We start from the raw sequence: 24,917 nt of genomic DNA, 5'->3' as shown, positions 1-24,917 counted from the left end.
CCGAAATTAGGCTTCGCGGATCTCGATGGTCAACGCGTCCAAGGCCGATGCGACCCCGGAAATCGGTACAGGCTCACGATTCGGGACCGGCGGGACCATGTCGCGAAAGCCACTTTCGGGACATCTGGTGTCTCGAAAGTGGCTTTCGCGACATGCGACGACTGTCTCAAGTGGACCGAACGGGTGTCACGGACGGCGGTAGATCGTCATGGAGTGGCCCACTCTCTCGACCGGCGTGCTGCCGGCGATCAGCGCCGCCAGATCGCCGGTCGCGCCGCCGGTCTGGCCGCCTCCGCCGGTGCCACCACCGCCCATGGGGTCGTCGAAGGCGCCCAAGACCGCGGAATCCGACACGGCGAGCACCCCGTGCACCTGGTCCGCGGGGACCGTGAGCGGATCGGCGGCGTCGATGCCGTAGTGGGACGGCAGACCGCTCCCCTGGTAGACGAGCCAGGTGCGTTCACCCGCGTAGTCCTTCTTCAGCCGGTCCGCCAGGCGGCCCAGGTCCTGTCCCCAGTCGACGTTGGAATCCAGCAGGTACCGATGGGTGTTCTCCGGGCCGCCGAACGCCTCGTTGGAGTACGGGAGGTAGTACGGGAACGTCATCAGCGAACTGACCGCGGCGAAGGCCACCACGAGTACCGCGGCCGCTTTCACCCACCGTTTGCGGACGACGACCACGGCGGCCGCCGCGACGGCCAGGAACATCGGCGCGAAGGCCAGGTACCGCACCCCGTTGTCGCGGACGATGACCATGGCCGTGGCCATCAGCAGGGCAGTCGGGAGCAGCACGTACGGCGCGGCCGGGCGCAGCCGCCGGACCGACAGCAGCACGGCGGCGCCCGCCAGCCAGATCGCCAGCGCGCCCAGCGGCGTCTTCACCAGCAACGCGGCGGGCCCGTAGTACCAGAGCGATCCCGTGTAGTGCCTGCCGAACAGGAAGTTGTGCCACACGTGGTCTTCGAGTTCGAACTGGAACCGCATCCCGTCCTTCAACGGCTGTGGGAACGGCAGCCAGTCGACGAGGGTGCGCATCCCGTGGAGTGGTTGCATTCCCTCCGGCGTCTCCCACCGCAGCCGCGGATCCACGACGAGGTAGGACGCCCACACGACGGCGATCGCGATCAGCGCCATCCCGGCGGCCGCCAGCAGGCCGCGTCCGATCAGCAGGGCGGGGGTCTTCAGGTCCAGGCCGCGGGCACGGCGGGCATGCCAGACGGACAGCACGGCCAGCGGGATCAGCACCGGAACCGCCACCAGGGAAAGCACTTTCGTGGCCGTGGCCGCGCCGAGGGCAAGCCCCGCGAGCGGGAGGTAGAGACCTGGTCTGCGCCGGGCGCGCCACACCAGCCAGACCGACGTCAGCAGGAACCCGGCCACCGGCACGTCGAGCGTCGCCAGCGATCCGTGCGCGATGACGTCGGGCGAGAAGGTGAACAGGGTGAGCGCCAGCAGCCCGCCGGCGCGGCCGGTCAGATCGGACGCGAACGCGAAGACCACCAGGCCGAACAGCAACGTCAGCAGGATCACCGGCAGCCGGGCGAACAGCATCAGCCGTTCCGCATCGTTGCCCGCCTCGTAGACGACGTGCTTGCCGAGTTCCCACTCGTGACCGTTGAAACCGGGGGCGACCTTCGGATCGGTGAAGGCCACCCCGGTCGCGATGATGAGCTTGCCCAGCGGGGGATGTTCGGGGTTGTACCGCAGGCTGTGCTCTTCGAGGTAGACCACCGCGGTGCCGACGTAGACCGGTTCGTCGATGGTCGGGGACTGTTCCACGGCGGTCGTGATCATCGCGATCGCCATCTGCGTGAGCAGGGCGATCACGGCGCCCGCGAGCAACCACCGCTGGTGCCGCCGCACCCAGGCGATCCACTTCGAAGTGTCCATTGACGGCTGAAGGCCATCGGTCGTCAAGTTCGGCGTCCTTCCCCCGGCGGACCGGTGCGCCCGGCCCGCCCTGGATATCGATTACCCGGTAAGGCGCCCGCGCCTTCGAGGGCCATCACGGTCGGCGCCGCCGTTCGGGCGACACCGAGTCGGGTCCGTGATGGCCCTCGTCGGCCGGGCTCGGGTGAAGAGAAAGTCAGACGGAGAGCGGGAGAACGGACAGCCGCCGTTCGATTTCCAGGCTGGCGTTGTAGTCGGGGAGCATTCCCTGCCCCTCCGCCTCGCCGAGCGTCAGTGCCGCCGTGTCGCGCTCGGACAGGATCGGCACGACGTCGGTGTCGATCGGCAGGCCGAGGGCGGGGTCCAGGGGCGAGAGGGCGAGTTCGTTCTCCGCCACGTAGGGCGAGGAGATCATGTACGACATCACGGTGTCGTCTTCGAGCGCCACGAAGGCATGGCCGACCCCGACCGGGAAGTACATCGTCCGGAAGTTCTCCTGGTCCATCAGGACCGCGTCCCATTTGCCGAACGTCGGCGAGCCGACGCGGATGTCGACCACGATGTCCAAGGCCCTGCCGCGGGGGCAGTAGACGTACTTCGCGGTGCCCGGCGGGGTCACGGTGTAGTGGATACCCCGCACCACACCGCGTTTCGACCGGCTGTGGTTCGTCTGCGCCACCGGGAAGAGCGGGCCGCCGTGGGCCTCGATGAACGCCTCCTCCTGGTACGGCGAAACGAACAGGCCCCGGTCGTCGGGGAAGACGCGCGGAGTGAACTCGAGCGCGCCTTCGACGGCGAGTTTGCGTGCTTGCACGGTTTTGCTCCTGTGGTCAGAGGGTGGACAGCACTTCGCGGACCGCGTGGACGACCTTGTCCTGCAGGTCGGGCGACAGCGCGGGGTACATCGGCAGCGAGAAGATCTCGCCTGCCAGCTTCTCGGTGACCGGGAGCGAGCCCTTCTCGTAACCGAGGTGGGCGAACCCGGTCATGGTGTGCACCGGCCACGGGTAGCTGATGTTCAGGTGGATGTCGTAGGCCTTGAGGCGTTCGAGGATCTCGTCGCGGCGCGGGTGCCGCACGACGTACACGTAGTACACGTGCTCGTTGCCGGGGACGGTCTTCGGCAGCTTCAGCTCGGTGTCACCGAGGGCGTCGACATAGCGCTGGGCGACCGCCCGGCGGCCCGCCGTGTAAGCGTCGAGCCGCTTGAGCTTGCGCCGCAGGATCTCGGCCTGGACCTCGTCCAACCGGCTGTTGTGAGCAGGGGTCTCGACCGTGTAGTAGCGCTCCTCCATGCCGTAGTACCGCAGCCGGCGCAGTTTCGCGGCCACGGTCTCGTCGGTGGTGAGGGCCGCGCCGCCGTCGCCGTACGCGCCGAGCACCTTGGTGGGATAGAAGGAGAACGCGGCCGCGTCGCCGGTCGTGCCCGCGATCGTGCCGTTCTGCCGCGCGCCGTGCGCCTGCGCGCAATCCTCCAAAATGGACAGTCCGTGCTTCGCGGCGAGCGCCTTCAGCGGCGCCATGTCCACGCACTGGCCGTACAGATGCACGGGCACCAGGCATTTGGTGCGTTCGGTGATCGCGGCTTCGACCTGGCCGGTGTCCATCAGGAAGTCGTCCTCGCAGACGTCGACGAAGACGGGGGTGGCGCCCGTGCCGTCGATGGCGACGACGGTCGGGGCGGCGGTGTTCGACACCGTGATCACCTCGTCGCCCGGGCCGACGCCCAGCGCCTGGAGGCCCAGCTTGATCGCGTTCGTCCCGTTGTCGAGACCGACACAGTGCCCGACGCCGTGGTACGCGGCGAATTCCGTTTCGAAACCGCGCAGGCTTGCGCCGAGCACGAGCTGCCCCGAGTTGAAGACCGTCTCGACCGCGTCCAGCAGATCGAGCCGTTCGGTCTCGTATTCGGCGAGGTAGTCCCATACGCGCGTGGTCATGTGCGAGCCTTTCCGTGAACTGGGGTGGTCAGCGCGGCGACGGTGCGACGCACTCCTTCGGGCAGTGAGATCTCCGGACGCCAGCCGGTGACCGCCCGGAACGGCGTGGAATCGATGGTGACGCTGCGCAGATCCGTCGACGGCGCGTGCGACGGAGGATCGACGCAGAGCACGTCCACCGGGCCTCGTCCGGTGTGCGCGGCCATTTCCTTCGCCACGAGCCGGAAGACGTCGGCCAGCTGGTCTCCCCGGCCGGCGCCGAGCAGCCAGTGCCCGCCGACGAGTGCCTCCGGGGCGGCCAAGGCCGCGGTGAACGCGGTCGCGATGTCCTCGACGTGGACCAGGTCGCGGCGCACGGTGCCGTCGCCCCAGATGGTGAGGTCCTGCCCGTCGAGCGCGCGCCGCGCCATGGCGGACACGACGCCGCGGTCGGAGTTCGCGCCCTCGGTCAGCGTCTCGCCGAACACCGTGGGCAGCCGCAGGCTGATCCCGCGCACGCGGCCGTCGGCCGTGGCCTTCTTGAGAATCTGTTCCGCCGCCAGTTTCTGCCGGTCGTACGGGGTTCCCGGTTCGTCGGTCTCGCTCCCGTCGATCGGCTCGCGGGGCGGGACACCGACCTGCGACGCGGCACCGCCGTAGAGCACCAGCGGCTGTCCGCTCACGACGTCGACGAGGTCCCGCATCACGCCCAGGTTCACGCGTTCGGCTTCTTCGGTCTCGGCGACCCGCCATCCGCCGTCCGCGAGGAGGAGGTACACGATCGCGTCCGAGCCCGCGACCGCTTCGGCCAACGCGGGGCGGTCGGTGAGATCGGCGGCGACGACGGTCGTTTCGGCCTGGCCGCCCGGCAGAGCGAGCCCCCTGCGCGACACCGCGCGCAACCGGATCGGTTGCCGCGCCAGCGCGCGCGTCACGGCCGAGCCGACGAAACCCGACGCCCCCAGCACGGTGATCTGTTTCATGTCATGCCTCTCGTTGCGGCTGTGCCGTCGCGGCGTTGATACAGGCGAGCAGGGTGCGGGCTTCGACGTTGACGTAATGCCCGTGCCGGGTGAGCGCGGTGAGCTGGCCGGGGGTCACCCAGGCGTAGCCGGGCGGAGCCTCCACCGTGTCGTCCGCCTCGATCGCGAGATACCGGGCGCGGACGTTGAGGAAACGGCCGCCTTCTTCGGAATGCATGGCCTCGTAACGGATCCGCGATCGTGGCGCGTTCAGCACGAAGTCGAGGAACGGCGGGCGGCTCTCCGCGGGCAGATGCGCGTAGTTCTGGGGCGTGCACTGGACGGTCGGCGCCAGCTCCACGGTGTCCAGGAATCCGCCGTCGGCGCGGGCGTGTACCAGGACGTGCGGCACGCCGTCGATCTCGCGGACAAGGAACGCGACCACGCCCGTGCCGACGGATTCCAGCAACGGCTGTGTCCAGCTGATCTTCTCGCGGTTGCTCCCTTTCACCGCGACGGCGAGGACCTTGAAGTACCGGCCGTCCTCGTGCTCGATCGCTTCGACGCCCTGCTTCCAGCCGCAGACGTCCGTGAGCGGGATACGCCGCGCGCGCACGTCGTGGCGTGAACGCTCGTTCGTGAACCAGGACAGGAGCTGGACGTCGGACAGCAGCGCGCCGGGAGCCTCGTCGTGGTACGGCAGACAGGACAACACGCTCCTGGCGTTCATGTTGACCGTCTCGTCCTCGTGCATCAGCTCCGCGATCTGGCCGAGGGTGAGCCAGCAGAAATCGTCCCACATCGGCACGTCGTCGACGGTCTCGACGATCATGTTGCGGTTGGACTTGCGGAAGAACCACGAGCCCTGCTCGGCCTGGAGGACGTCGACGATGATCCGTTCCGGGTCGGGCGGGGCGAAGTACTCGATCAGTTTGACGTTCGTGCCGCCGTGCGCCTTGGTGTAGTTGCTGCGCGTGGCCTGCACGGTCGGCGAGAGCTGCACCAGGTTGGGGTTCCCCGGCTCCATCTTGGCCTGCATGAGGAAATGCAGGACGCCGCCGAACTCCTTCGCCAGGATGCCGAGAATCCCCACCTCGGGCTGTTTGATGACCGGCTGCCGCCATTCGCGGTACGGGCCGTCGCCGTGGGGGCCGTCGGCCTCGACCACGTGCAGCCCCTCGATGGCGAAGAACCGCCCGCTGCTGTGCACGAGGTTCCCGGTCACGTCCTCGAACCGCCACTGATCGAGGTCGGCGAAGGGAATGCGTTCGACGTGGAAGACGTTGGCCTCACGGCGTTCGTCGATCCACAGGCGGACGTCCTTGGTCGGCATGTGGACCCCGCCGGTCGTCGCGGCCGACAACGCGATGCGGTCCGCGTGGTCGCGGTCGTCGCGAGGACGCACCGTCACGGGTGCGAGAAGGGGCAGCATGGACCTCACCTTTCGTACCGAGTGCTCAACCGCCGGATCGCGCTCACCGAATCGCAGCCCGCCAGGCCCATCGCGTTCCGGAGTTCGACGGCGAGCAGGTCGAGCACCTGCCGGGCGCCCTCCTGGCCGTCCGCGGCCAGTCCCCACATGACCGGCCGTCCGATGAGGACACCGGACGCGCCGAGGGCGAGCGCCTTGAGCACGTCCCCGCCGGTCCGGATCCCGCCGTCCAGCAACACTTCGCAGCCACCGGAGACCGCGTCCGCGATCTCGCCCAGCATCGCGATCCCCGGTACGGCGCCGTCCAACTGACGGCCTCCGTGGTTGGACACCACGATCCCGGCGGCACCCGCGTCGACGGCCCGCACGGCGTCCTCCACCGCGAGAATCCCCTTGAGCACCACCGGAAGGTCCGTATGCGCACGGACCGCCTCGACGGATTCCCAAGTGGCCGGGGCGAATTCGCGTGCGGTGTGGTCGGCGACGGCGGAAAGCCCTTCGGTACGGCGATGCGCGGCCGCGCCGGCGTCGAAGTTGGCCGCCGTCACCGATTCCGGCAACGCGAAGCCGTTCCGCATGTCCCGCAGCCGCCGTCCCATCCACGGCACGTCGACGGTGAACACGATCGCCTCGCAGCCGGCGTCCTCCGCCCGGCGTACGAGCTCCAGCGACCGCTTTTCGTCGCGCAGCCAGTAAAGCTGGAACCACGGCCGTCCACCGACGGCCGCGATCTCCTCCAGCGGGACACTGCTGAGCGTGCAGATGGTGTACGGCACACCCGCGTCCCGCGCCGCCCGTGCCGCCGCGAGCTCACCCTCGGGATGGAACAGCCGCTGGTACGCGACCGGCGCGACCGCCACGGGGAGCGCGGCGCGCCGGCCGAGAACCTCGGCCTCGGTGGTGCCGCCGGAGAGTTCGCGCAGCATCCGGGGGATCACGAAGATCCGCTCCAGCGCGGTGCGATTGGCCTCCAGCGAGGCCTCGGTCCCGCTGCCCCCGGCGAGAAAATCCCAGATCTCGCCGGGGAGGACCGCCCGGGCGGCACGTTCGAGGTCGTCGAGGCAGAGAGGGGTCATCGCTGGGCGGGGCCGATCTTGCTCTGCCCGGTGCGCTCCAGCTCAACGGCTTCGTACAGGGCCTTGATGTTGGAGCTGCCGAACGTGCCGGCGCCCTGGCGCTCGATGATCTCGAAGAAGATCGTCTTACGCGGGTGGGTGGAGGCGGTGAAGATCTGGAACAGCTGGCCGCCGTGGTCCTCGTCGGCGAGCAGCTTCGTCTCGCGCAGGTCGTCCAGCGAGTGCGTCTCCAGCTCGATCCGCTCGCCGAGCAGGTCGTAGTAGGCGTCCGGCGTCTTCAGGAATTCCACGCCCCGCGCCGAAAGCTCCTTGACCGCGCGGACCGCGTCCGGGCTGGTGAACGCGATGTGCTGGACGCCGGAGCCGTGGTGCTCCTTGATGAAGTCGTCGATCTGGCCGGGGTCGGCGGTCTTGTCGGGCTCGATCAGGGTGAGGGTGACCGCACCGGAGGTGCTCTGCACGACGGTGGAGTTCATCGCCTGGGCACCGACCACGATGTGCTCTTCGAAGATCTGCTTGAACCCGAGGGCGCGCTCGTAGTACGCCACCGTGGAAGCGAGGTCGCCGGCGTTCAGGCAGACCGCGAAGTGGTCGATGGCGTTCAGGTCCACGCCGCCCTTGCCGCGGAAGACCGCCGCCGTTTCCTCGGTGTCGTCGCTCTGGACCAGGGTGTGCACGACATCGCCGAAACCGCTGACGGTGGCCGTGACGACGGAGTCCGCGCGCTTCTCCGGCTCGCGGATGGGCCGCGCGCCCGCCTTCACGGCGGTCTCGAAGGCGGCGGCCACGTCGGGAGTGCGCAGCGCGATGTCCGCCACCCCTTCACCGTGGGTCTGCAGGTAGGTCGCCCCCGGGTGCCGGTCGGTCAGCGGCTCGGTGAGGACCAGGACGATCTCGGCGTGCCGCAACGTCACGCTCCGGTGGTCGTCCGACCGGTCCGTGGCCGCGACGGAGAAGTCGTACCTGTCCATCCAGCCGGACGCGGCGGCCTCGAGGTCGGCCACGTACATTTCCACATAGTCGATCTCGAAATTCTGCGTGCTTTCGTGAGAAGACAAGACATTCCTCCGTGGAATAGATGTGATCCTCATGCACAGGATGGCGCGAAGCCATTTCCCCATCAATGGTGTCCGCTTGACAGCTCAGTCCATATAGGACACTCAGCGGCTCGTGAACCGCACCGGGAGTTCCCGGTAGCCCTGCACTACGACCGCCCGCAACCAGGACGGCTCCTTCGTCAGCTCCACTCGCGACACTCGCTCGGCCACTTCCCGCAGCACGACCGCCAGCTCGATGCGCGCGAGCGCGGAGCCGAGGCAGTGGTGCATACCGTGCCCGAAAGCGATGTGCCGATTGGGTTTCCGCCCCGCGAGGAACGTGTCGGGGTCCTCGAACACGGCGGGATCCCGGTTCGCCGCGGGCAGCCACGCGACCACCGGCGTGCCCGGTTCGAGGTCACGGCCGTTGAGGGTGACCTCCCCGGTCGTCACACGCAGGACGTGCATCGCGGGTGAGGTCCAGCGCAACACTTCGTCCACGACGGTGTCGACGTCCACGTCCCCTTCCCGCACCTGCGCCAGAAGCCCTGGCACGGTGGCGAAAGCGTGCACCGCGCCGGTGATCGCGTGCCGCGTCGTCTCGTTGCCGCCGATCAACACGTTGTCGCAGTTGAGCAGGACGTCGTCGATCGACAGTTCGTCATCGGAAAGCAGGGTGCTGACGAGGTCTTCGCCGGGGCTCGCGCGGCGCGCGGTGATCAGTTCGTCGAAATAGACGAGGATCTCGGTGTGCGCCTGGCGCGGGGTCATCCCGTCGAACAGCTCGTCCTCGCCGCCGAACGCGTGGTTGGTCAGGTCGATGAGCATGTCCTGGTCCTCGGGCGGCACACCGAGGATTTCGCAGACGACGGCGGCGGGGATCCGCGGCCCGATCGCCGCGGCCACGTCGCATACTTCGCCGTCGAGCACGCGGTCCAGGACGCCGGACACCTCGGCCCGCACCCGCTCCGACAGCTTCCGCGCCGCCGCACGCGAAAGCAGCGGCCCGACCAGTTTGCGCAGCTTCCGGTGCTGATCCTGTTCGGAGACCACCATCATCTGGCCGCCGGAGTTGTCGGGATGCTCGCGGTCGAAACCGATCATCATCCCGTACTCGGAGGTGAACGGTGCCGACGGCCCGAGCACCGCGGCACACGCCCGATGCGAGAACACGGACCAGAATCCGCCGGGTGAGCTGCCGGGCTCGCTCCACACCATCGCGTCTTCCGCCGCGTGTTCACGCCACCGGTCGTGCCGCTCCAAGGTCGTGTAGAGGTCGGGATCGCCGAGGTCGACGGCTGTCGTCGTCTGCATGAATGGTCTCCAGGTCAGGTGTGTGCGCCGTCGAGCACCTTGGCCAGCCGGGCCACCGTCGGCGCGTCGAAGAACGCCTGCACCCTCAGCCGGATCTTCAGGCGTTCCCGGATGCGGCTCACGAGCCGGGTCGCGAGCAGCGAATGGCCGCCGATCTCGAAAAAGCTGTCGTCCACGCCGACACTGCTGACGCCGAGCACTTCGGCGAACAGTTCGACCAGGATGATCTCCGTGGGAGTGAGCGGTTCCCGGCCCGCCGCCGCGCGCCCGGCGTGCTCCTCTTCGGGCGTGGGCAGGGCGACCCGGTCGATCTTGCCGTTGGGCGAGACCGGCAGGCTCGGCAAGCCGACGATCACGTCGGGCACGAGATATCCGGGCAGTTGCGCGCGAAGCGGCGTCAGGAGCCGCTCGGCCGGAACGCGCTCGCCACCGGCGCCGACCACATAGGCCACGAGCCTGTTCTCGTGCTCGGTCACCACCGCCTGGGCCACGCCGTCCACCGCCAGCAGCGCGGCCTCGACCTCACCCGGTTCGATCCGGTGGCCGCGCACCTTCAGCTGATCGTCGACCCGGCCGACGAAGACGTACTGGCCGTCCGCGCGGGTCCGGACCCGGTCCCCGGTGCGGTACATGCGCCCGCCCGGCTCACCGAAGGGATCCGGCAGGAACCGTTCCGCGGTCGCGGCCGCTCTTCGGAGATAACCGCGGGCCAGGCCCGGCCCCACCGTGTACAGCTCGCCGACGTCACCGTCCTCGACCGGCCGCAGCCGATCGTCCAGGACGTAGGTGCGGACACCGGTGATCGGCCTGCCGATCGGCGGCGTCTCCTCTCCGGTCAACGGCTCGCTCGCGGTGACCGCGACCGTGGTCTCGGTCGGGCCGTAGGCGTTGATCATCACGCGGTCCACCGCCCAGCGTTTCGCGACCGGGGCCGGGCACGCCTCGCCGGCGACGAGGAGGGTCAGCCCGGCGGGCAGCCCGCCCGACTCCTCCAGCGGCGCCAGCGCGGACGGCGGCAACGTGACATGGGTGATGCGCTGGTCGCGCACCAGCCGGGAAAGCGGCTCGCCGGGGACCAGATCCGGCGCGGAGGCCAGCACCAGGCAGCCACCCGCCTGCCAGATCGGCCAGAACTCGGCGACCGCGGCGTCGAAACTGGGCGAGGCGAAGGCCAGCAACCTGCTCTCCGGCCCCAGTTCCTGACGGCGCACGTAGTCGTCGGCCAGGTTCGGGATCCCCCGGTGCGTGACCAGCACGCCCTTCGGCCGCCCCGTCGAACCGGAGGTGTAGATGACGTACGCCGGGTGGTCGGGGCGCAACGGGCCGAGGCGGTCGCCGTCGTCCAGGTTCGGCTCGGACGGTCCCGGTTCTCGTTCCACGCTCAGGACGACGGGGGCACCGGCCACGTCCTGCCCCGGCAGGCACAGCAGGCAGTGCGCCGCCGCGTCGTCCAGCATCTGCCGCTTGCGTTCCTCCGGGTAGTCCGGGTCGACCGGCACGTACGCGGCGCCGGCCTTGTGCACGGCCAGGATCGCGATGACGAACTCGATCGACCTCGGCATCGCCAGCGCGACGAGCCGCTCCGGGCCGACGCCGTGCGCGACGAGCCGCCGGGCGAGCCGGTTGGCCTCGCCGTTCAGCTCCGCGTAGGTGAGGGTGGTGGTGTCCATCGCCACCGCCTGCCGATCCGGCAGGACGGCGGCGGTCGCCTCGAACAGATCGGGTGTCGTGGCCGCCGAAAGGACGGTCATACGGTCTCTCCCAGTGTCTCGCGCGATCCGGCGCGGAGGAACCGGATCAGCTCGCGGTTCACCGCTTCCGGGTTCTCCAGGTAACCGAAATGCCCGCACTCGGGAATCGTGCGGTACGTCGCGCCGGGGATCGCGGAGGCCAGCTCCAGCCCGCCGGCCGGGGGCGCCACGAGGTCGTGCTCGAACGAGATGACGTGACAGGGCACCTTGATCGCCTGGTAGGCGTCGAGCCGGTCCGGCAGCGCGCTCACCAACAGCTGTGCCCGGACGCCGGGCCCCCAAGCGCTCGACGCCGCGAACAGGTCGAGCCAGTCGGCCGCGGCGTCGTCGTCGGCGAGGGTCGCGGGCCCCAGGTTGTGCATGGCACGGACGGCGGCGAGGAACCCCGGCGGCAACTCGATGCCCTGCTCGATCAGCTTCGCCTCGCCCTCGGCGAGCTCCCGCTGGACGAGACTGCTCTTGCCACAGGCCGCCATCAACACGACCGAATCGAGCAGTTCCGGTTGGGCGAGCGCGAGTTCCTGCGCGATGTACGAACCCATCGACGTGCCGATCACCCGGCAGGGCACCGCGTCGAGATACTCGATGAGGGAGGCCACGTCGTCGACGAGGTCGGCGATCGTGAACCCGCCCGCGCCGTCGTCGCTCGGCGGGATGCCGCGGTTGTCCATGGTGATCACGCGGAAACCGGCGGCGCGGAGCGCGGGAACCTGATGCAGGTCCCACACCGAACTCGGCGCGCCGGTGCCGGTCAGCAGAAGGACAGGCGGGCCGTCACCACAGTCGTTGTAGGACAACCGGATCCCGTTCTCGGTTGTCATCAGCATGATGCTCCTTGAGGGAAAAGGGCCGCTGCGCCGAGATTCGATGAGGGGGCGCGGAGCCGACCGTACCTTCGGGGATCGAGTGTCCGAACCATCGGCGATGGACATTCTCCGAAAATGGCGTCCACGGCCTGTTCTTGACACCTGAACGGCGTATGGAAATCCTAGTATTCATGGATTCAAACGGTCTGTCCACTCACTGGAACGTGGAAACGCTGCATGGATCGCTCACCGATCCGGCCATCTCGTCGATGAATCTGCTCAACGAACTGATCGACGAATACCCTGTGGCCATTTCCATGGCGGCAGGACGGCCGTACGAGGAATTCTTCGACATCCGGCTCATTCACGAGTACATCGACGCCTATTGCGCACATCTGCGCGAAGATCGAAAACTGGACGAGGCGGGGGTGACCCGCACGCTCTTCCAATACGGCACCACCAAGGGCGTCATCGCCGACCTCATCGCCAGGAACATCGCCGAAGACGAGAACATCGACGCCGCCCCGGAATCCGTCGTCGTCACCGTCGGCGCGCAGGAGGCCATGTTCCTGGTCCTGCGCACCCTGCGCGCGGGCGACCGGGACGTGCTGCTCGCCCCCGCCCCCACCTACGTCGGGCTGACCGGCGCGGCGCTGCTCACCGACACCCCCGTGTGGCCGGTGCGCTCGACCGAAAACGGCATCGACCCGGACGACCTCGTCCTCCAGCTGAAGCGCGCCGACGAACAGGGCAAGCGGGTCCGGGCCTGCTACGTGACCCCCAACTTCGCCAACCCCACCGGCACCAGCATGGATCTGCCTTCGCGCCACCGTCTCCTCGACGTCGCGGAGCAGAACGGGATCCTGCTCCTGGAGGACAACGCGTACGGGCTGTTCGGCTCCGAGCGGCTGCCCTCACTGAAGTCACTCGACCGGTCGGGCTCCGTGGTCTACATCGGATCCTTCGCCAAAACCGGCATGCCCGGCGCCCGCGTCGGTTTCGCGGTGGCGGACCAGCGGATGGCCGACGGCGGCCTGTACGCCGACCAGCTTTCGAAGCTCAAGGGCATGCTCACGGTGAACACCTCCCCCATCGCCCAAGCCGTGATCGCCGGGAAACTCCTGCTCAACGACTTCAGCCTCACCAAGGCCAACGAGCGGGAAATCGCCATCTACCAGCGCAACCTGCAGCTGACGCTGGGCGAACTCGACCGCAGGCTCGGCTCGTGCGCCGGCGTCAGCTGGAACACCCCGACCGGCGGCTTCTTCGTCACCGTCACGGTCCCGTTCGTCGTCGACGACGAACTCCTGGAGATCTCCGCCCGCGACCACGGCGTGCTGTTCACCCCGATGCACCACTTCTACGGCGGCAAGGGCGGATTCCATCAGCTCCGGCTGTCGATCAGCCTGCTCACACCGGAACTGATCGAAGAAGGCGTCGCGCGGCTCGCGGCGCTCATCACGCCGCGGCTTCCCTGAGGTCGCTCTGGTACGGGAAAGGCCCCCATCCTCGCGGGATGGGGGCCTTTTCTTGTCTCGAAGTGTTGCGAAAGCCACTTTCGCAACGCTGGAGGTTGCGAAAGTGGCTTTCGCAACACCTCCGGATCCGCGACCGGCCTCGGAAGTACGTGAAGGCCCCCTTCACTGCGTCTAGCGCGATGAAGGGGGCCTTCACGTACTTCGATATGAGCTGCCATGGCACGCAGGGCGCAACTCGCGTGATTGAGCGCGTAACTCGCGTGATTGGAGGCGATCCGCCTCTGATCACGCGAGTTACGCCTCTGATCACGCGAGTTACGCCTCTGAGCCCTGCACCGGCCGTACTCAGGGCTTCGTGCCGGTCACCAACGCGTGCTCGAACGGCAACTCCACCGAGCGGACGTCGACACAGCCGACGGACTTCAGCCACGCCGAGGCCTCGGCCTGCGGCCAGGCCATCCCGCGTCCGGTGGCGAGAATGTTGAGGTAAAGCGAAAGCCGCGCGGAAAGCGGGCCGCCGGTCTCGTCGTCCGCGGCCGCGAATCCGTAGATCGAGATCTTCCCGCCGGACGGCAGCACCTCGTACGCCTTGGCCAGCAGCATGACAGACTGCTCGGCCGTGAAGGTGTCGAGCACGTGGCTGAACAGGGCGTGGTCGGTGCCGCCGGGGAACGCGTCGGTCAGCAGGTCGGCCGGGTGCAGGGTGAGCCTGTCGGTGACCTCGGCGGGCACGCGCTGCTCGGCCAGCTCCACGCTGCTGGGCAGATCGAGCAGCGTGGCCTTGAGGCCGGGGTTGGCCTTCAGCAGGGCCGCCGCCGTGGTGCCGTCGCCACCGCCGACGTCGAGCAGGTGCCGCGACGACTTCACGTCGATGTGCTCCAGCAGCCCCGGCATCGTCTGCAGCGAGAACGCCGACATCGCCGTGTAGAAGATCCGCGCCTTCTCCGGGTCGTTGCCGAGCCGCGCGTACAGCGTGTCCCCCGGGCCGTCGAGGGCGTCGAGGGCCTCGTTGGTGCCGGCGCGCAGCGCGGAGGTCATCCGCGCGAACGCCGGGTAGTAGATGGTCTTCCAGCTGAGCAGGATGTGCTGCCAGCTCTCCGGACCGCTCGTGGCGAGCAGTTCGGTCGCGACCGGGTGATTCACATAGTCGACGCCCCGCTTCTCGATCAGGCCCGTGGTGGTCAGGGCGAGCATCAGCACCCGGACCTTGTGCGGCTCCAGGCCGGTGAACTCACCGAGTGCCGCCGCGTCGGCGCCGCCGCACTCTTCCAGGAAGTCGAAGATGTCCAGCTCGATACCGGACACCACCGCGTTGAACAGGGCGGGACCGTTGGCGATCAGCTGGAAACGACGGTGAACCTCGGTGGAGTCGAGCGATTCCTGCATCGGCAGTTTTCCTTTCCGGCCGGCGGAGATTTCCGCAGACGTTGAGAACGACACCGGCCCGCCTCAGAAGGAGCCGGACGCCGGTCCGGCATTGGCGTCGAAAGAGCTGCCGGAGTAATCGGGATGGAGTACGGAGAAGGCATAGGTGGCGGGCGCGGCGATCATTGCCGCGACACCGAGGACAAGGGCCGCGGTGACCAGTGACTTCGAAGCGGTCTCACGCATTCGGGCCACGATCAGCACGATGAGGGCGGCCACGCCGAGCACGAGCGTGCCCCATTTCGCCCACGGCAGGAAGTTCGGGTAATGGGACCACAGCCAAGCGCCCCAAGCCAGCTCCGCCGCGATGGCGATCGGCAGGATCCAGCCCTGCCTGCCGCCGTTGCGGTACGCCCGCCAGAAGGTGACGATGCCGAGCGCGGAAAGCGCGGCGATCGCAGGGGCGAGAGAGGCCACGTACGCGGTGTGCGCGACAGCGCTCGCGCTGAAGACGAAGAGGAACGTCACCAGCCAGACGCCCCACATCACCAGCCCGCCGCGTACCTGATCGGTGCGCTCGGCGCGGCGCCACCACCAGAGCCCGCACAGCAGCGACAGCAGGGCGAGCGGGAACAGCCAGGCGATCGCGACGCCGAGGTGACCGTCGAGCAGTTTGGTCGCCCCCATCGGATCCGCTCGTGTCTCCATTTTGGACTCGTCCGGCTGGGGGCCGCCCGGCCCGAGGGGCTGGCCGCCTTCGGCCTTCGGGCCGAAGTCCCCGTTCTGTTCGTCCTGATGCTTGGTCCCGAAGTTCCCGTTCTCGTCCAGGCCCTGACCGCCGCCGGGGCCTTGCGGATCCCCGGGGCCACCCTCGGGACCGCCGGGGCCGTCGCCCGGACCACCCTCGGGACCGCCGGGGCCGTCGCCCGGACCACCCTCGGGACCACCAGGACCACCAGGGAAGTCGCCAGGGCCGCCACCGGGACCACCAGGGCCGAGCGACGGAAGACCACCGCGGCCATTGGGGTCCTCGGCGCCGGGCAGGTGGACGCCGACACGGCCGAGACCGTTGTAACCGAACACCATGGCGAACGCGCTGTTGTTCGTGGTGCCGCTGATATGCGGGCGGGAACTGTCCGGGGTGAAGGTGTAGAGCGCGATCCACGACAGCGACACCGCCAGCGTCACGACACCGGCGAGAGCCAGGTGCTTCGCCCGGCGGCGCAGTTCGACCGGGGCGGTGAGCAGGTAGCCGATCGCCAGCGCGGGCAGGATCATCCACGCCTGCACCATTTTCGCCTGGAAGCCGATACCGACCCAGACACCGGCCCAGACCAGCGACCGGAGCCGCGCTTCGAGCACGGCGCGCTGATAGGCGTCGACGGCGAGCACCAGGCACATCGTCAGCAGACCGTCCTGCATGCTGTGCCCGAACATGGGCGCGAGCACCGGGGTGAGGGTGAAGATGCCGGCGGCGAGCAGGCCGGGCACCACGCCCGCCCAGCGCCGCACGACCCGATACATGACCAGTACCGAGATCACGCCCTCGATCACCTGCGGCAGCGCCAGCGACCATTCGTGGTAGCCGAAGATCTTGGCCGAGATGGCCTGCGGCGCGAACGATCCGGCGAGTTTGTCGAGCGTGTACGTCGCCCCCGGGTCGACGGTGCCGTAGAAGAACGCCTTCCAGCTCTCGGACATGCTCTTGGCCGTGTCCGAGTACAGCGGCGCGAAGTCGACCCTCGGCAGGTTCCAGGCGTAGAGCACCAGGGCTACGAAGGCGATGCCCAGGAGCGCCGGCCGGGCCCACCGCGGCTGATCGGCGGGTGAGCGCCAGAACGCCCAGCGGCCGCGCACACCCTCGGGGGCGGGGTCCAGGGACGGTGACGGCAGATGGGTGAGTGTTGCGGACACTCCGGTACCTCGCTTAACCGTTGTTGTCGTCGAGGAGAACGGGCCAGGTGGTTTCGCCGAATCCGCCCCGCGGCGAATTCTTCCGCGCGTGCTCGTCCAGCCTCTCGAACAAATTCTTGTTCCTGCCGTTGAGCATCGTCAGCTGGGAAGAATAGCACTCGACGGCTTCGCGTTTCCGTTTCCAAGTCTCCGTCGTTGCGGACTCGAATTCGGAAGTGCCGAGCCGGAAACCGATGGGGAGTTCGATCGTTCCCGGTTTGAACATCGAATAGGGAAGGTCTTCCCATAGCCGTATCGGAACGTTCATCGCGCGGGCGGCGGACAAGGCGGCGTCACGGGTGGCCAGGTTGTCGGGATGGTCGACGACAGCCGCGCACGTGACGATCAGCGTCGGCTCGAATTCGGCGACGATCGCCTCGATGTCGTCCTTGATCTCGGCGACGAGACCGTCGTCGCCCGGTGAATCCTGGGCCACCGCGAGCTTTTGCCCGCCCTCCACGTGGTCCGTGAGCCATCGGCCGTCCGGCAGCCTCCGGTAGATGGAGTCGAGGAACCGGCCGTGCCGGTACGCCAGCCCGAGATGGGCGAGCGCGGCGATGTCCTCGTTCCGGCGATGGAGCGGCGCGTCGTCCTCCGGGGAAAGACCCCAGACCGCGTGCATTCGCTCCGCCGCCGCGGAATAGGGAGGCGGCGCCGTTCCGGCGAAGACCGTGTCGACGAGCACCTCCGCGCCGTCCCGCGCCGCTTGGGCGAGACTCGCGCCAAGGGAAAGGACCGCGTCGTCCAAATGCGGGGATATCGCCAGCAGCCGGCGTGGAATCATGGTGCTGATTTTGCTTACCGCCTTGTCACGCTTCAACTGATGAGTCTGGACAGCGCTCGAGACCTCTTGAGCAGCAAGGGGAATGTGGTGCGTTTGGGTGACGCAACGCCGAACTCGCGTGATCAGACACGTATCACGCGTGATCAGAGGCGTAACTCGCGTGATCGGACAGCGCACACTCGAGTGTCGTGTCCAGTCACGTGAGTTACGCCTTCGATCACGTGAGTTACGCCCCTGATCACGCGAGTCACGACTTCGTCCTTACCACTCACGAGGTCAGCGCAGAGCCGCCGCGCGCACGAGTTCCGCGGCCACCGTCGTCCCGTCGGTGCGGATCGTGCTGGCGACGACTTTCGCGCGTGCCGAGGTTTCCGGCGCCAGCGCCGTGACGAGCGCGGCGGAAAGCGAATCGACGGTCGGGTTCGGGCCGTCGTGCGCCACTCCGATGCCCAGTTCGGCCACCTTGGCGGCGAAATGCGGGTGGTCCGCGATCTGCGGGACCACGATCTGCGGGACCCCCGCCAGCGCCGCCACATGCGTCGTGCCGGTGCCGCCGTGATGGACGGCGGCGGCCACGCGGCCGAACAGCGCCCGCAGGTTCTCCTCACCGACGGCCAGGCAGTCGCCGCCGTCGTCGGGCAGCGTCAAACCGGCCCAGCCGTGGGAGAGGACCACCCGGCGGCCCTGGCCGCGGATCGCCTCGACGGCCACCTTGGCGATGTCGGCAGGGGCGGGCGAACAGCCGAAACCGACATACACCGGCGGCGCGCCGGCGGCGAGAAACGCTTCCAGTTCAGCGGAAAGCGGCCGCTCGTCGGGCTCGATCCAAGCACCGGTCTGGACACCGCCGTCGGCCGGTGCCAGCAGCGGGTCCGCCGCCAGGAAGGGCTTGTCGGTGGTGCTGAAGTCGTACAGGTTCTTCACCGGCGGGAGAGCGATCGCGGCACGCAGGTCGTTGAGCGCGCCGCCGAACATCCCGTCGGCACCGTTGTTGTACATGCCCCGGTGTTCCGGCGACGGCACGAGCGCCGGCGAGGGAACGACGTAGAAGTACGGGATGCCCAGTTTCTCGGCCACCGAACGGACCCCGATCGCGCCCGACAGCAGGCCGGTCGTCACCACCGCGTCACAGCCTTCGGCGGCCGCCGGGATCTTGTCGAACTGCTCGGCGATCCCCGCGATCGCGGCTTCGGGCGATTCGGGTGGCCCGCCCAGCTTGCCCGCTTCTTCGAGCACGGGCTTGCCGACGACGACGTGCGGCACGCCGACCTCTGCCAGTCGCCCGGTGTAGTCGGGAGGCGCGCACATCCGCACCTCGTCACCCTGCTCGCGCAGCCGCAATGCCAGTGCCACCAGCGGTTCGACCTCGCCGCGGGTTCCGTACGACCAAAACAACACGCGCATTTCGTATCCCCTGGTGTACTTCAGCGCCGGACCGCGGCGATGCCGACCGTGGCGTAGTTGATGGTGAACGACCCACCGATTTCGTCGATGGCCGAGCCGAGATACGCCAGGAACCGGGCGCGCGCGTCCTCCGCGAGGTGGTTGAGCCCGCCCTGCGTCGGGATCTGGTCCAGCCATTCGTCACGCGTGCAGACTCGCGACCACTCGAAGCGCAGTTCCTCCGGCACACTGAACGCGCCGGTCCGGAGGATGCCTTCGGCGGCCTTCACGTACTGCTTGGCGTAGACCTGCTGGACGTATTCTTCGACGTCTTCGTCCTTTTTGGACGGCGGCTCGAACTTCACGTCCGGCATGGCGTGCCGGTACGCCTCGCCCTGCGCCGTCATGACGGCCTCCGGGAGTTCGAAACCGTTGTCGAACAACGCGATCAGCCCGTGCGGGGCGAGCACCTCCGCCACCTTGGCCGCGCCCGCGAACGGGTCCACCCAGTGCCAGGCGGTCCCCGAGGTGACCGCGTCGAAGGTGCGGCCCGCCGGGTCCCAGTCCTCGAACTTGGCGACCTCGACCTCGAGTCCCCGCCTGCGGGCGACCTCCGCCATCCGCGCGTCCGGCTCGACGCCGAGCACCGTGCAGCCCGCCGCCTGGAACGGGCGGGACGAAAGGCCGGTACCGCAGCCGACGTCGACGAAGTTCTTGCCGGGGCTCATCGAGACGACCCGGTCGACCAGTGCTTCGGGATAGGTGGGCCGGGCGCGGTCGTACCGTTCGGCGTCGGCGCCGAACCACTGCGCCATCTGCCGGTTCTCGTGCGGTGCTGCAGCCAGATCGGACATTTTCCTCACCCTGGTCGGTTGATGGTCAGACGGAAACGCGGCCGACGGCGGCACGCAGGCGCTCCGCGGCCACGGTCGTCCCGTCGCCGCTGAGCGTGCCCGCGACGGCTTTCGCGCGTGCCCGGGTCTCCGGGGACAGCGCGGTGGCGAGCGCGGCGGACAGCGAATCGAACGTCGGAGCAGGCCCGAACTCCTCGAACGCCACGCCGATGCCCAGCGCGGCCACCTGCTCGGCGAAGTACGGCTGGTCGGTGATCTGGGGCAGCACGACCTGGGGGATGCCCGCCCGCGCGGCCACGGTCGTCGTGCCCCCGCCGGCGTGGTGGACGACGGCGGCGACGCGGCCGAACAGCGCCTGCAGATTCACCTCTCCGACGGCGAAGCAGTCGGCTCCGTCGTCGGGAAGGGCCATGTCCGCCCAGCCCCGGGAGAGGACCACCCGGTGGCCCTGCGCGCGGATCGCCTCGACGGCCAGCTTCACCGTGTCCGCGATTTCGGGCGTACTGCCGAAACCGACGTACACCGGCGGCGGACCGGCGGCGAGGAACGCCTCCAGGTCCGCGGGAAGAGGCCGCTCGTCGGGCAGGATCCACGCGCCGGTCTGCACGGCGCCGAGTTCGGGCCGGGGCGGGGCCAGCACCGGATCCGCCGCCATCCAGGGCTGCTCGGTGAAGCCGTACTCGACGAGGTTGTCCACCGGCGGCAGGCCGAGCGCCGCGCGACGGCCGTTGAGCGCGTCCGAGTACCGCCTTGAGAAGACCTCGTTGTAGAAGTCCCACAGGGCCCGGTTGTCGTCCATCGCCTCCTCGGGCGGCCGTCCGTCGCCCCGCGACAGGGGCGGCGGGTAGTACGGCGACGGCAGGTAGATCGGGCAGTACGCGGCGTAGAAGTACGGAATCCCCAGGCTTTCGGCCACCGACCGCACACCGATGGCGGCGGACAGGACACCGGTCGCCAGCACCACGTCACAGCCCTCGGCGGCCGCCGGGACCGCGTCGAACTGCTCGGCGAGCTCGTCGGCGGGGCGCCGCGGCTCCGGGCCTTCCGCCATCCCCTGCATCATGGCGCGCAACGACTGACCGACCGGAACGAACGGGACGGCGAATTCGGCCAGCCGTTCCGCGGTGTCCGGCGGCGCGCACACGCGCACCCCGGTGCCGAGTTCCCGCAACCGCACCGCCAGCGCGACCACCGGTTCGACGTCGCCGCGGAGTCCGGTCGTCGACAACAACACACGCATTTCGTATCCCCTGGCTTCAGACGGAAACGCGGTCGACCGCGTCGAGGAGGAATTTCGCGGCCACGGCGGCCCCGTCGGTGCGGACCGTGCCCGCCACGGCCGTCGCCCGTTCCCGGGTTTCGGGGGCGAGCGCCGTCTCGAGCGCGGCTGACAGTGACTCGAAGGTCGGCGTCGGGCCGTCGTGCGCCACCCCGATGCCCAATTCGGCCACCCGGCCGGCGAAGTACGGCTGGTCCGCGATCTGCGGGACCACGACCTGCGGAACACCCGCCCGGGTGGCCGTGGTCGTCGTGCCCGCGCCACCGTGATGGACGGCGGCGGCCACCCGGCCGAACAGCAGCTGCTGGTTGCCCTCCCCCGCGGCGAAGCAGTCACTCCGGTCGTCGATCAGCGCGAGGTCGGCCCAACCGCGGGAAATGATCACCCTGCGGCCGCGGGCTCGCACTGCTTCGATGGCGACCTTGGCGGCCTCTTCGGGGGCACGCATGCTGCCGAAACCGACGTACACCGGCGGCGGGCCGGCGGCGAGGAACGCCTCCAGCTCCGGGGAAAGCGGCCGCTCGTCGGGCAGTGTCCAAGCGCCGGTTTGGACGACGTCGAGATCCGTCGGCTGGAGAGGCGCGAGGGACGCGTCGGCCGCCAGCAGGGGGTGATCGGTGAAGCCGTAGCCGAAGACGTCCTCGACCGGCGGAAGGCCGATCGCGGCGCGCTGGCTGTTCAGCGGCTCGCCGAAGCGCTTGAGGGCGCTCCGGCTGTTGCGCTCCCACAGCGCCCGGTTGTCGGCCCCTTCCGGCGCGGGAGGTTCGCCGAGCGGAGGCGGCGGCGCGTAATGCGGCGACGGGATGAACCGCGGGCAATAGAAGCCGTAGAAGTACGGGATGCCCAGTTTCTCCGCCACCGACCGGACGGCGACCGCGGTGGCCAGCATCCCGGTCGTCACCACGACGTCACAGCCCTCGGCGGCCGCCGGGACCTCGGCGAACTGGACGGCCATCGCCTCGGCCGAAAGCCGCGGCCCGTCCTCGGGAGACGGCGGCTTCGCCCCCTTGATCGCGGTGCGGGTCGACTGGCCGACCGGCACCAGCGGGACACCGACCCCGGCCAGCCGCTCGGAGGAGTCCGGTGGCGCGGCCATCCGCACCTCGGCCCCCGCCTCCCGCAGCCGCACGGCCAACGCCACCAGCGGTTCGACGTCGCCTCGACTTCCGGACGTCGCCAGCAACACGCGCTTCACTTAATTCCCCGTTCTTTCAGCTCAGGCGGGAACCGACGGTTTTTCCCGGCTGACCGCGTCGCACAGCAGCTCCACGGCGACCGTGGTCCCGTCGGCGCGGATCGTGTCGGCCACGGCGACCGCCTCGGCCTTGGTCTCCGGGGCCAGCGCCGTGGTGAGCGCGGCGGACATGGCTTCGAAGGTCGGCGCCGGCCCTTCGAGGGCGACACCGATCCCCAGCTCGGCGACTCGGTCGGAGTAGTACTGCTGGCCGACGATCGACCGCACGATGATCTGCGGCGAGCCCGCCCGCGTGGCGATGTGCGTGGTGCCCGTGCCGTCGTGGTGGATGGAGACGGCGACCCTCCGGAACAGCTCCTGAAGGTTCACCTCGCCGACGGCGAAGCAGTCGTCCTCGTCCTCGGGCAGGTCCAGACCGGCCCAGCCACGGGAAAGGATCACCCGGTGCCCCTTCGCGCGAATGGCCTCGATGGCCACCTTCGCCGCGTCGGCGGTGCCGGACGAGCTGCCGAAACCGACGTACACCGGCGGCGGACCGGCGGCGAGGAACGCCTCCAGGTCCGCGGGAAGAGGCCGCTCGTCGGGCAGGATCCACGCGCCGGTCTGCACGGCCTCGTGCCGCGGCTCCAGCGGAGCGAGGATCGGATCCGCGGCCAGCAAAGGCTTTTCGGTGGAGCAGTAGTCGAAGAGGTTCTTCACCGGCGGCAGGCCGATCGCGGCGCGCTTGGCGTTGAGCGCGTCGCCGAACAGACCGTCGGCACCCTGGTTGTACATCTCCCGCTGCGGCGCATCGAGGTGGCTCGGCAGGTGGATCGGGCACAAAGCGACGTAGTAGTAAGGAATTCCGAGCTTTTCGGCCACCGACCGCACGGCGACGGCGCCGGACAGCAGACCGGTCGCCACCACGACGTCGCAGCCTTCGGCCACGGCGGGCATCTGGTCGAACTGGTCGGCGATCCCGGCGGCGGCGAGCTCGGGATCCCGGCCCTCACCGTCGTTCATCCCTCGGTCCGGCCGGGCGACCGGCACCAGCGGCACGTCGATCTCGGCCAGCCGCTCCGCGCTGTCCGGCGGCGCGCACACCCGCACCTCCGCGCCGGATTCCTTCAGCCGCGCGGCCAACGCCACCAGCGGCTCGACGTCCCCGCGTGACCCGCACGCCCACAACAACACGCGCATTTCGCTTCCCCTCTACCAGGTGACCGGCAATTGATCCGGGCAGTCGATGAACGCGTTCCGGAGTTCGACCTCGTCGTTGGACACCGCCAGGCGCAGCCCGGGAAAGCGCTGCCACAGGGACTGATAAGCCATGCGCAGCACCGACCTCGCGACCGCGGCACCGATGCAGTAATGGATTCCGTGCCCGAAGCCGACGTCCGAAACCGGAGGGCGCCGCGCGTCGAGGACGTTCGGGTTCGGTGTCAACGCTTCGTCCCGGTTGGCCATCAGGATCGAGCAGAGGACGTAATCCCCCGCCTTGATCAGCTGCCCGCCGACGACGACGTCCCTGAGCGCCATCCGCGGATTCGGCTGCTGCACGGGCGAGAGGTAGCGCAGCAATTCGTTGACGACGCGATCCGCTTCTTCCTTGCCTTCGAAGAGCATCCGCTTCTGGTCGGGGTGATCCAGCAGCGCGAGCACCCCGAAACCCAGCATTCCCGCGACGGTCTCGACACCACCGAGCAGCAGCGCCGTGCACAGGCCCTTCAGCTCGTCGTCCGTGACGTTGTCCCCGTGCTCGCGGACGAGCATGCCGAGGAAACCGTCGTCGGGATCCTCGCGCTGGCGGGAGATGAGACCGAGCAGGTACCGGTTGAACGCCGCGCTGTCGGCCGCCCTCGCCTTGAAACCCCGGCTGAGGTCGACGTTCCGCCGAATGCGCCGGATGAACTCGTTGCGGTCGTCGCGCGGGATACCGAGCAGTTCACAAAGGACACCGCCGCCCACCGGGTCGGCGAAAAGTCCTTGTACGTCAGCGGGTGGGCCCTCGGCTTCCACCTCGTCGAGACGTTCGTCGATGAGTTCCTGGATCGCGGGTTCCAGCCGCCGGATCCGCCGGACGGTGAACTCCGGCGTCAGCATCCGCCGCAGCCGCGTGTGCTCGGGCGGGTCGTAGGTCGAGATCTGGCCGACGAACTGCGGCGCCATGGGCACGTCTTCGCCGTTGGTCGTCCGCTCCGCCTCCGCCTCGGTCAGCCGGGGCCGCGTCGTGAAATTCTCGTGGTCGCCGAGGATCTTGCGTACGACGTCGTAGCCGAGCGCCTGCCAGACGTAGCCCGTGCCGAGCTGGGTGGACGCGTCCCCGAGGATCCGGACCAACGGGCCCTTCTCCCGCAACACGAACATGTCCTCGTGCGGATCGCAGTGCGTCCTCATCATGTAGTTCGCCGTCGGCTCCACGGCCGGCGCGACCTCGTCGATTGCGTGCTCCATACCGAG

The 24,917-nt window shown here is 69.0% G+C and carries 20 protein-coding genes; 1 reads left to right on the top strand and 19 read right to left on the bottom strand.

Translation table 11 applies throughout. From position 1 onward, the window contains the following. Positions 1-186 precede the first annotated feature (186 nt). The 10 genes from DMH01_RS30660 to DMH01_RS30615 all read right to left on the bottom strand — a co-directional run bounded on the left by DMH01_RS30660 (position 187) and on the right by DMH01_RS30615 (position 12,208). Positions 187-1,890, bottom strand: a complete 1,704-nt coding sequence (locus DMH01_RS30660; protein ID WP_125680856.1) for a glycosyltransferase family 39 protein — start codon at positions 1,888-1,890, stop codon at positions 187-189. 196 nt (positions 1,891-2,086) lie between these two features. Next, positions 2,087-2,704, bottom strand: coding sequence for a dTDP-4-dehydrorhamnose 3,5-epimerase family protein (locus tag DMH01_RS30655; RefSeq protein WP_125680854.1), 618 nt, complete (start codon positions 2,702-2,704; stop codon positions 2,087-2,089). 16 nt (positions 2,705-2,720) lie between these two features. After that, complete coding sequence (locus DMH01_RS30650; RefSeq protein ID WP_125680852.1) at positions 2,721-3,830, bottom strand: DegT/DnrJ/EryC1/StrS aminotransferase family protein; 1,110 nt, start codon at positions 3,828-3,830, stop codon at positions 2,721-2,723. Then, the gene (locus DMH01_RS30645; protein ID WP_125680850.1) at positions 3,827-4,792 is read right to left on the bottom strand and encodes an NAD(P)-dependent oxidoreductase; all 966 of its coding nucleotides are present in this window, start codon (positions 4,790-4,792) and stop codon (positions 3,827-3,829) included. Before DMH01_RS30645 ends, DMH01_RS30650 begins: the two co-directional genes overlap by 4 nt. A 1-nt stretch (position 4,793) precedes the next feature. Continuing rightward, positions 4,794-6,203 (bottom strand): NDP-hexose 2,3-dehydratase family protein, encoded by a 1,410-nt coding sequence (locus DMH01_RS30640; protein WP_125680848.1) that lies wholly within the window; start codon positions 6,201-6,203, stop codon positions 4,794-4,796. A 5-nt stretch (positions 6,204-6,208) separates the two neighbouring features. Next, a complete protein-coding gene (locus tag DMH01_RS30635) occupies positions 6,209-7,279 on the bottom strand; it encodes an alpha-hydroxy acid oxidase (protein WP_125680846.1) in 1,071 nt (356 codons plus the stop codon). Continuing rightward, positions 7,276-8,337 (bottom strand): 4-hydroxyphenylpyruvate dioxygenase, encoded by a 1,062-nt coding sequence (gene hppD / locus DMH01_RS30630; RefSeq protein ID WP_125680844.1) that lies wholly within the window; start codon positions 8,335-8,337, stop codon positions 7,276-7,278. The genes DMH01_RS30635 and hppD overlap by 4 nt, the downstream gene beginning before the upstream one ends. A 102-nt stretch (positions 8,338-8,439) precedes the next feature. Continuing rightward, positions 8,440-9,630 (bottom strand): cytochrome P450, encoded by a 1,191-nt coding sequence (locus tag DMH01_RS30625; RefSeq protein ID WP_125680843.1) that lies wholly within the window; start codon positions 9,628-9,630, stop codon positions 8,440-8,442. A 14-nt stretch (positions 9,631-9,644) separates the two neighbouring features. Next, on the bottom strand, positions 9,645-11,381 hold the full coding sequence (locus DMH01_RS30620) for an amino acid adenylation domain-containing protein (protein ID WP_125680841.1): 1,737 nt from the start codon (positions 11,379-11,381) through the stop codon (positions 9,645-9,647). Then, a complete protein-coding gene (locus tag DMH01_RS30615) occupies positions 11,378-12,208 on the bottom strand; it encodes an alpha/beta fold hydrolase (protein ID WP_125680839.1) in 831 nt (276 codons plus the stop codon). The genes DMH01_RS30620 and DMH01_RS30615 overlap by 4 nt, the downstream gene beginning before the upstream one ends. Positions 12,209-12,378: 170 nt before the next feature. On the opposite strand from DMH01_RS30615, the gene DMH01_RS30610 reads away from it, so the two are divergent. Beyond that, on the top strand, positions 12,379-13,665 hold the full coding sequence (locus DMH01_RS30610) for a PLP-dependent aminotransferase family protein (protein ID WP_125680837.1): 1,287 nt from the start codon (positions 12,379-12,381) through the stop codon (positions 13,663-13,665). A 345-nt stretch (positions 13,666-14,010) separates the two neighbouring features. On the opposite strand, the gene DMH01_RS30600 is transcribed toward DMH01_RS30610, so the two are convergent. From DMH01_RS30600 to DMH01_RS30560, 9 genes are all read right to left on the bottom strand, one after another. Then, positions 14,011-15,051: a methyltransferase gene (locus tag DMH01_RS30600; protein WP_125680833.1), complete on the bottom strand. Its 1,041-nt coding sequence runs from the start codon at positions 15,049-15,051 to the stop codon at positions 14,011-14,013. Positions 15,052-15,114: 63 nt separating this feature from the next. Beyond that, positions 15,115-16,944 carry a glycosyltransferase family 39 protein gene (locus DMH01_RS30595; protein ID WP_125680831.1) on the bottom strand — a complete coding sequence of 610 codons (1,830 nt, stop codon included), beginning with the start codon at positions 16,942-16,944 and terminating at the stop codon, positions 15,115-15,117. Between the two features lie 13 nt (positions 16,945-16,957). After that, on the bottom strand, positions 16,958-17,767 hold the full coding sequence (locus DMH01_RS30590) for a PIG-L deacetylase family protein (RefSeq protein ID WP_125680829.1): 810 nt from the start codon (positions 17,765-17,767) through the stop codon (positions 16,958-16,960). A gap of 276 nt (positions 17,768-18,043) precedes the next feature. Beyond that, on the bottom strand, positions 18,044-19,171 hold the full coding sequence (locus tag DMH01_RS30585; protein ID WP_125680827.1) for a glycosyltransferase: 1,128 nt from the start codon (positions 19,169-19,171) through the stop codon (positions 18,044-18,046). A 20-nt stretch (positions 19,172-19,191) separates the two neighbouring features. Then, a complete protein-coding gene (locus tag DMH01_RS30580; protein WP_370323564.1) occupies positions 19,192-20,004 on the bottom strand; it encodes a class I SAM-dependent methyltransferase in 813 nt (270 codons plus the stop codon). Positions 20,005-20,029: 25 nt separating this feature from the next. After that, positions 20,030-21,244 carry a glycosyltransferase gene (locus DMH01_RS30575; RefSeq protein WP_125680826.1) on the bottom strand — a complete coding sequence of 405 codons (1,215 nt, stop codon included), beginning with the start codon at positions 21,242-21,244 and terminating at the stop codon, positions 20,030-20,032. Positions 21,245-21,260: 16 nt separating this feature from the next. Beyond that, positions 21,261-22,478, bottom strand: a complete 1,218-nt coding sequence (locus DMH01_RS30570; RefSeq protein ID WP_199745687.1) for a glycosyltransferase — start codon at positions 22,476-22,478, stop codon at positions 21,261-21,263. 21 nt (positions 22,479-22,499) lie between these two features. Beyond that, positions 22,500-23,657: a glycosyltransferase gene (locus tag DMH01_RS30565; RefSeq protein ID WP_125680823.1), complete on the bottom strand. Its 1,158-nt coding sequence runs from the start codon at positions 23,655-23,657 to the stop codon at positions 22,500-22,502. A 12-nt stretch (positions 23,658-23,669) separates the two neighbouring features. Further along, the gene (locus DMH01_RS30560) at positions 23,670-24,911 is read right to left on the bottom strand and encodes a cytochrome P450 (RefSeq protein ID WP_125680821.1); all 1,242 of its coding nucleotides are present in this window, start codon (positions 24,909-24,911) and stop codon (positions 23,670-23,672) included. Between the last annotated feature and the right edge of the window lie 6 nt (positions 24,912-24,917).

Origin of the sequence: Amycolatopsis sp. WAC 04182 (assembly GCF_003947465.1) — a bacterium.
Classification (GTDB): domain Bacteria; phylum Actinomycetota; class Actinomycetes; order Mycobacteriales; family Pseudonocardiaceae; genus Amycolatopsis.
The sequence above is the reverse complement of the archived record's forward strand: the minus strand, read 5'-3'. Positions and strand labels throughout refer to the sequence as shown.

Bases quoted from the DNA above. Each gene is read 5' to 3' on its own strand.
- DMH01_RS30620 (WP_125680841.1), bottom strand. From the start codon at position 11,381: ATGACCGTCCTTTCGGCGGCCACGACACCCGATCTGTTCGAGGCGACC.
- DMH01_RS30625 (WP_125680843.1), bottom strand. From the start codon at position 9,630: ATGCAGACGACGACAGCCGTCGACCTCGGCGATCCCGACCTCTACACG.
- DMH01_RS30585 (WP_125680827.1), bottom strand. From the start codon at position 19,171: ATGCGCGTGTTGTTTTGGTCGTACGGAACCCGCGGCGAGGTCGAACCG.
- DMH01_RS30645 (WP_125680850.1), bottom strand. From the start codon at position 4,792: ATGAAACAGATCACCGTGCTGGGGGCGTCGGGTTTCGTCGGCTCGGCC.
- DMH01_RS30580 (WP_370323564.1), bottom strand. From the start codon at position 20,004: ATGTCCGATCTGGCTGCAGCACCGCACGAGAACCGGCAGATGGCGCAG.
- DMH01_RS30575 (WP_125680826.1), bottom strand. From the start codon at position 21,244: ATGCGTGTGTTGTTGTCGACGACCGGACTCCGCGGCGACGTCGAACCG.
- DMH01_RS30565 (WP_125680823.1), bottom strand. From the start codon at position 23,657: ATGCGCGTGTTGTTGTGGGCGTGCGGGTCACGCGGGGACGTCGAGCCG.
- DMH01_RS30590 (WP_125680829.1), bottom strand. From the start codon at position 17,767: ATGATTCCACGCCGGCTGCTGGCGATATCCCCGCATTTGGACGACGCG.
- DMH01_RS30635 (WP_125680846.1), bottom strand. From the start codon at position 7,279: ATGACCCCTCTCTGCCTCGACGACCTCGAACGTGCCGCCCGGGCGGTC.
- DMH01_RS30560 (WP_125680821.1), bottom strand. From the start codon at position 24,911: ATGGAGCACGCAATCGACGAGGTCGCGCCGGCCGTGGAGCCGACGGCG.
- DMH01_RS30660 (WP_125680856.1), bottom strand. From the start codon at position 1,890: ATGGACACTTCGAAGTGGATCGCCTGGGTGCGGCGGCACCAGCGGTGG.
- DMH01_RS30615 (WP_125680839.1), bottom strand. From the start codon at position 12,208: ATGCTGATGACAACCGAGAACGGGATCCGGTTGTCCTACAACGACTGT.
- DMH01_RS30640 (WP_125680848.1), bottom strand. From the start codon at position 6,203: ATGCTGCCCCTTCTCGCACCCGTGACGGTGCGTCCTCGCGACGACCGC.
- DMH01_RS30650 (WP_125680852.1), bottom strand. From the start codon at position 3,830: ATGACCACGCGCGTATGGGACTACCTCGCCGAATACGAGACCGAACGG.
- DMH01_RS30610 (WP_125680837.1), top strand. From the start codon at position 12,379: ATGGATTCAAACGGTCTGTCCACTCACTGGAACGTGGAAACGCTGCAT.
- DMH01_RS30600 (WP_125680833.1), bottom strand. From the start codon at position 15,051: ATGCAGGAATCGCTCGACTCCACCGAGGTTCACCGTCGTTTCCAGCTG.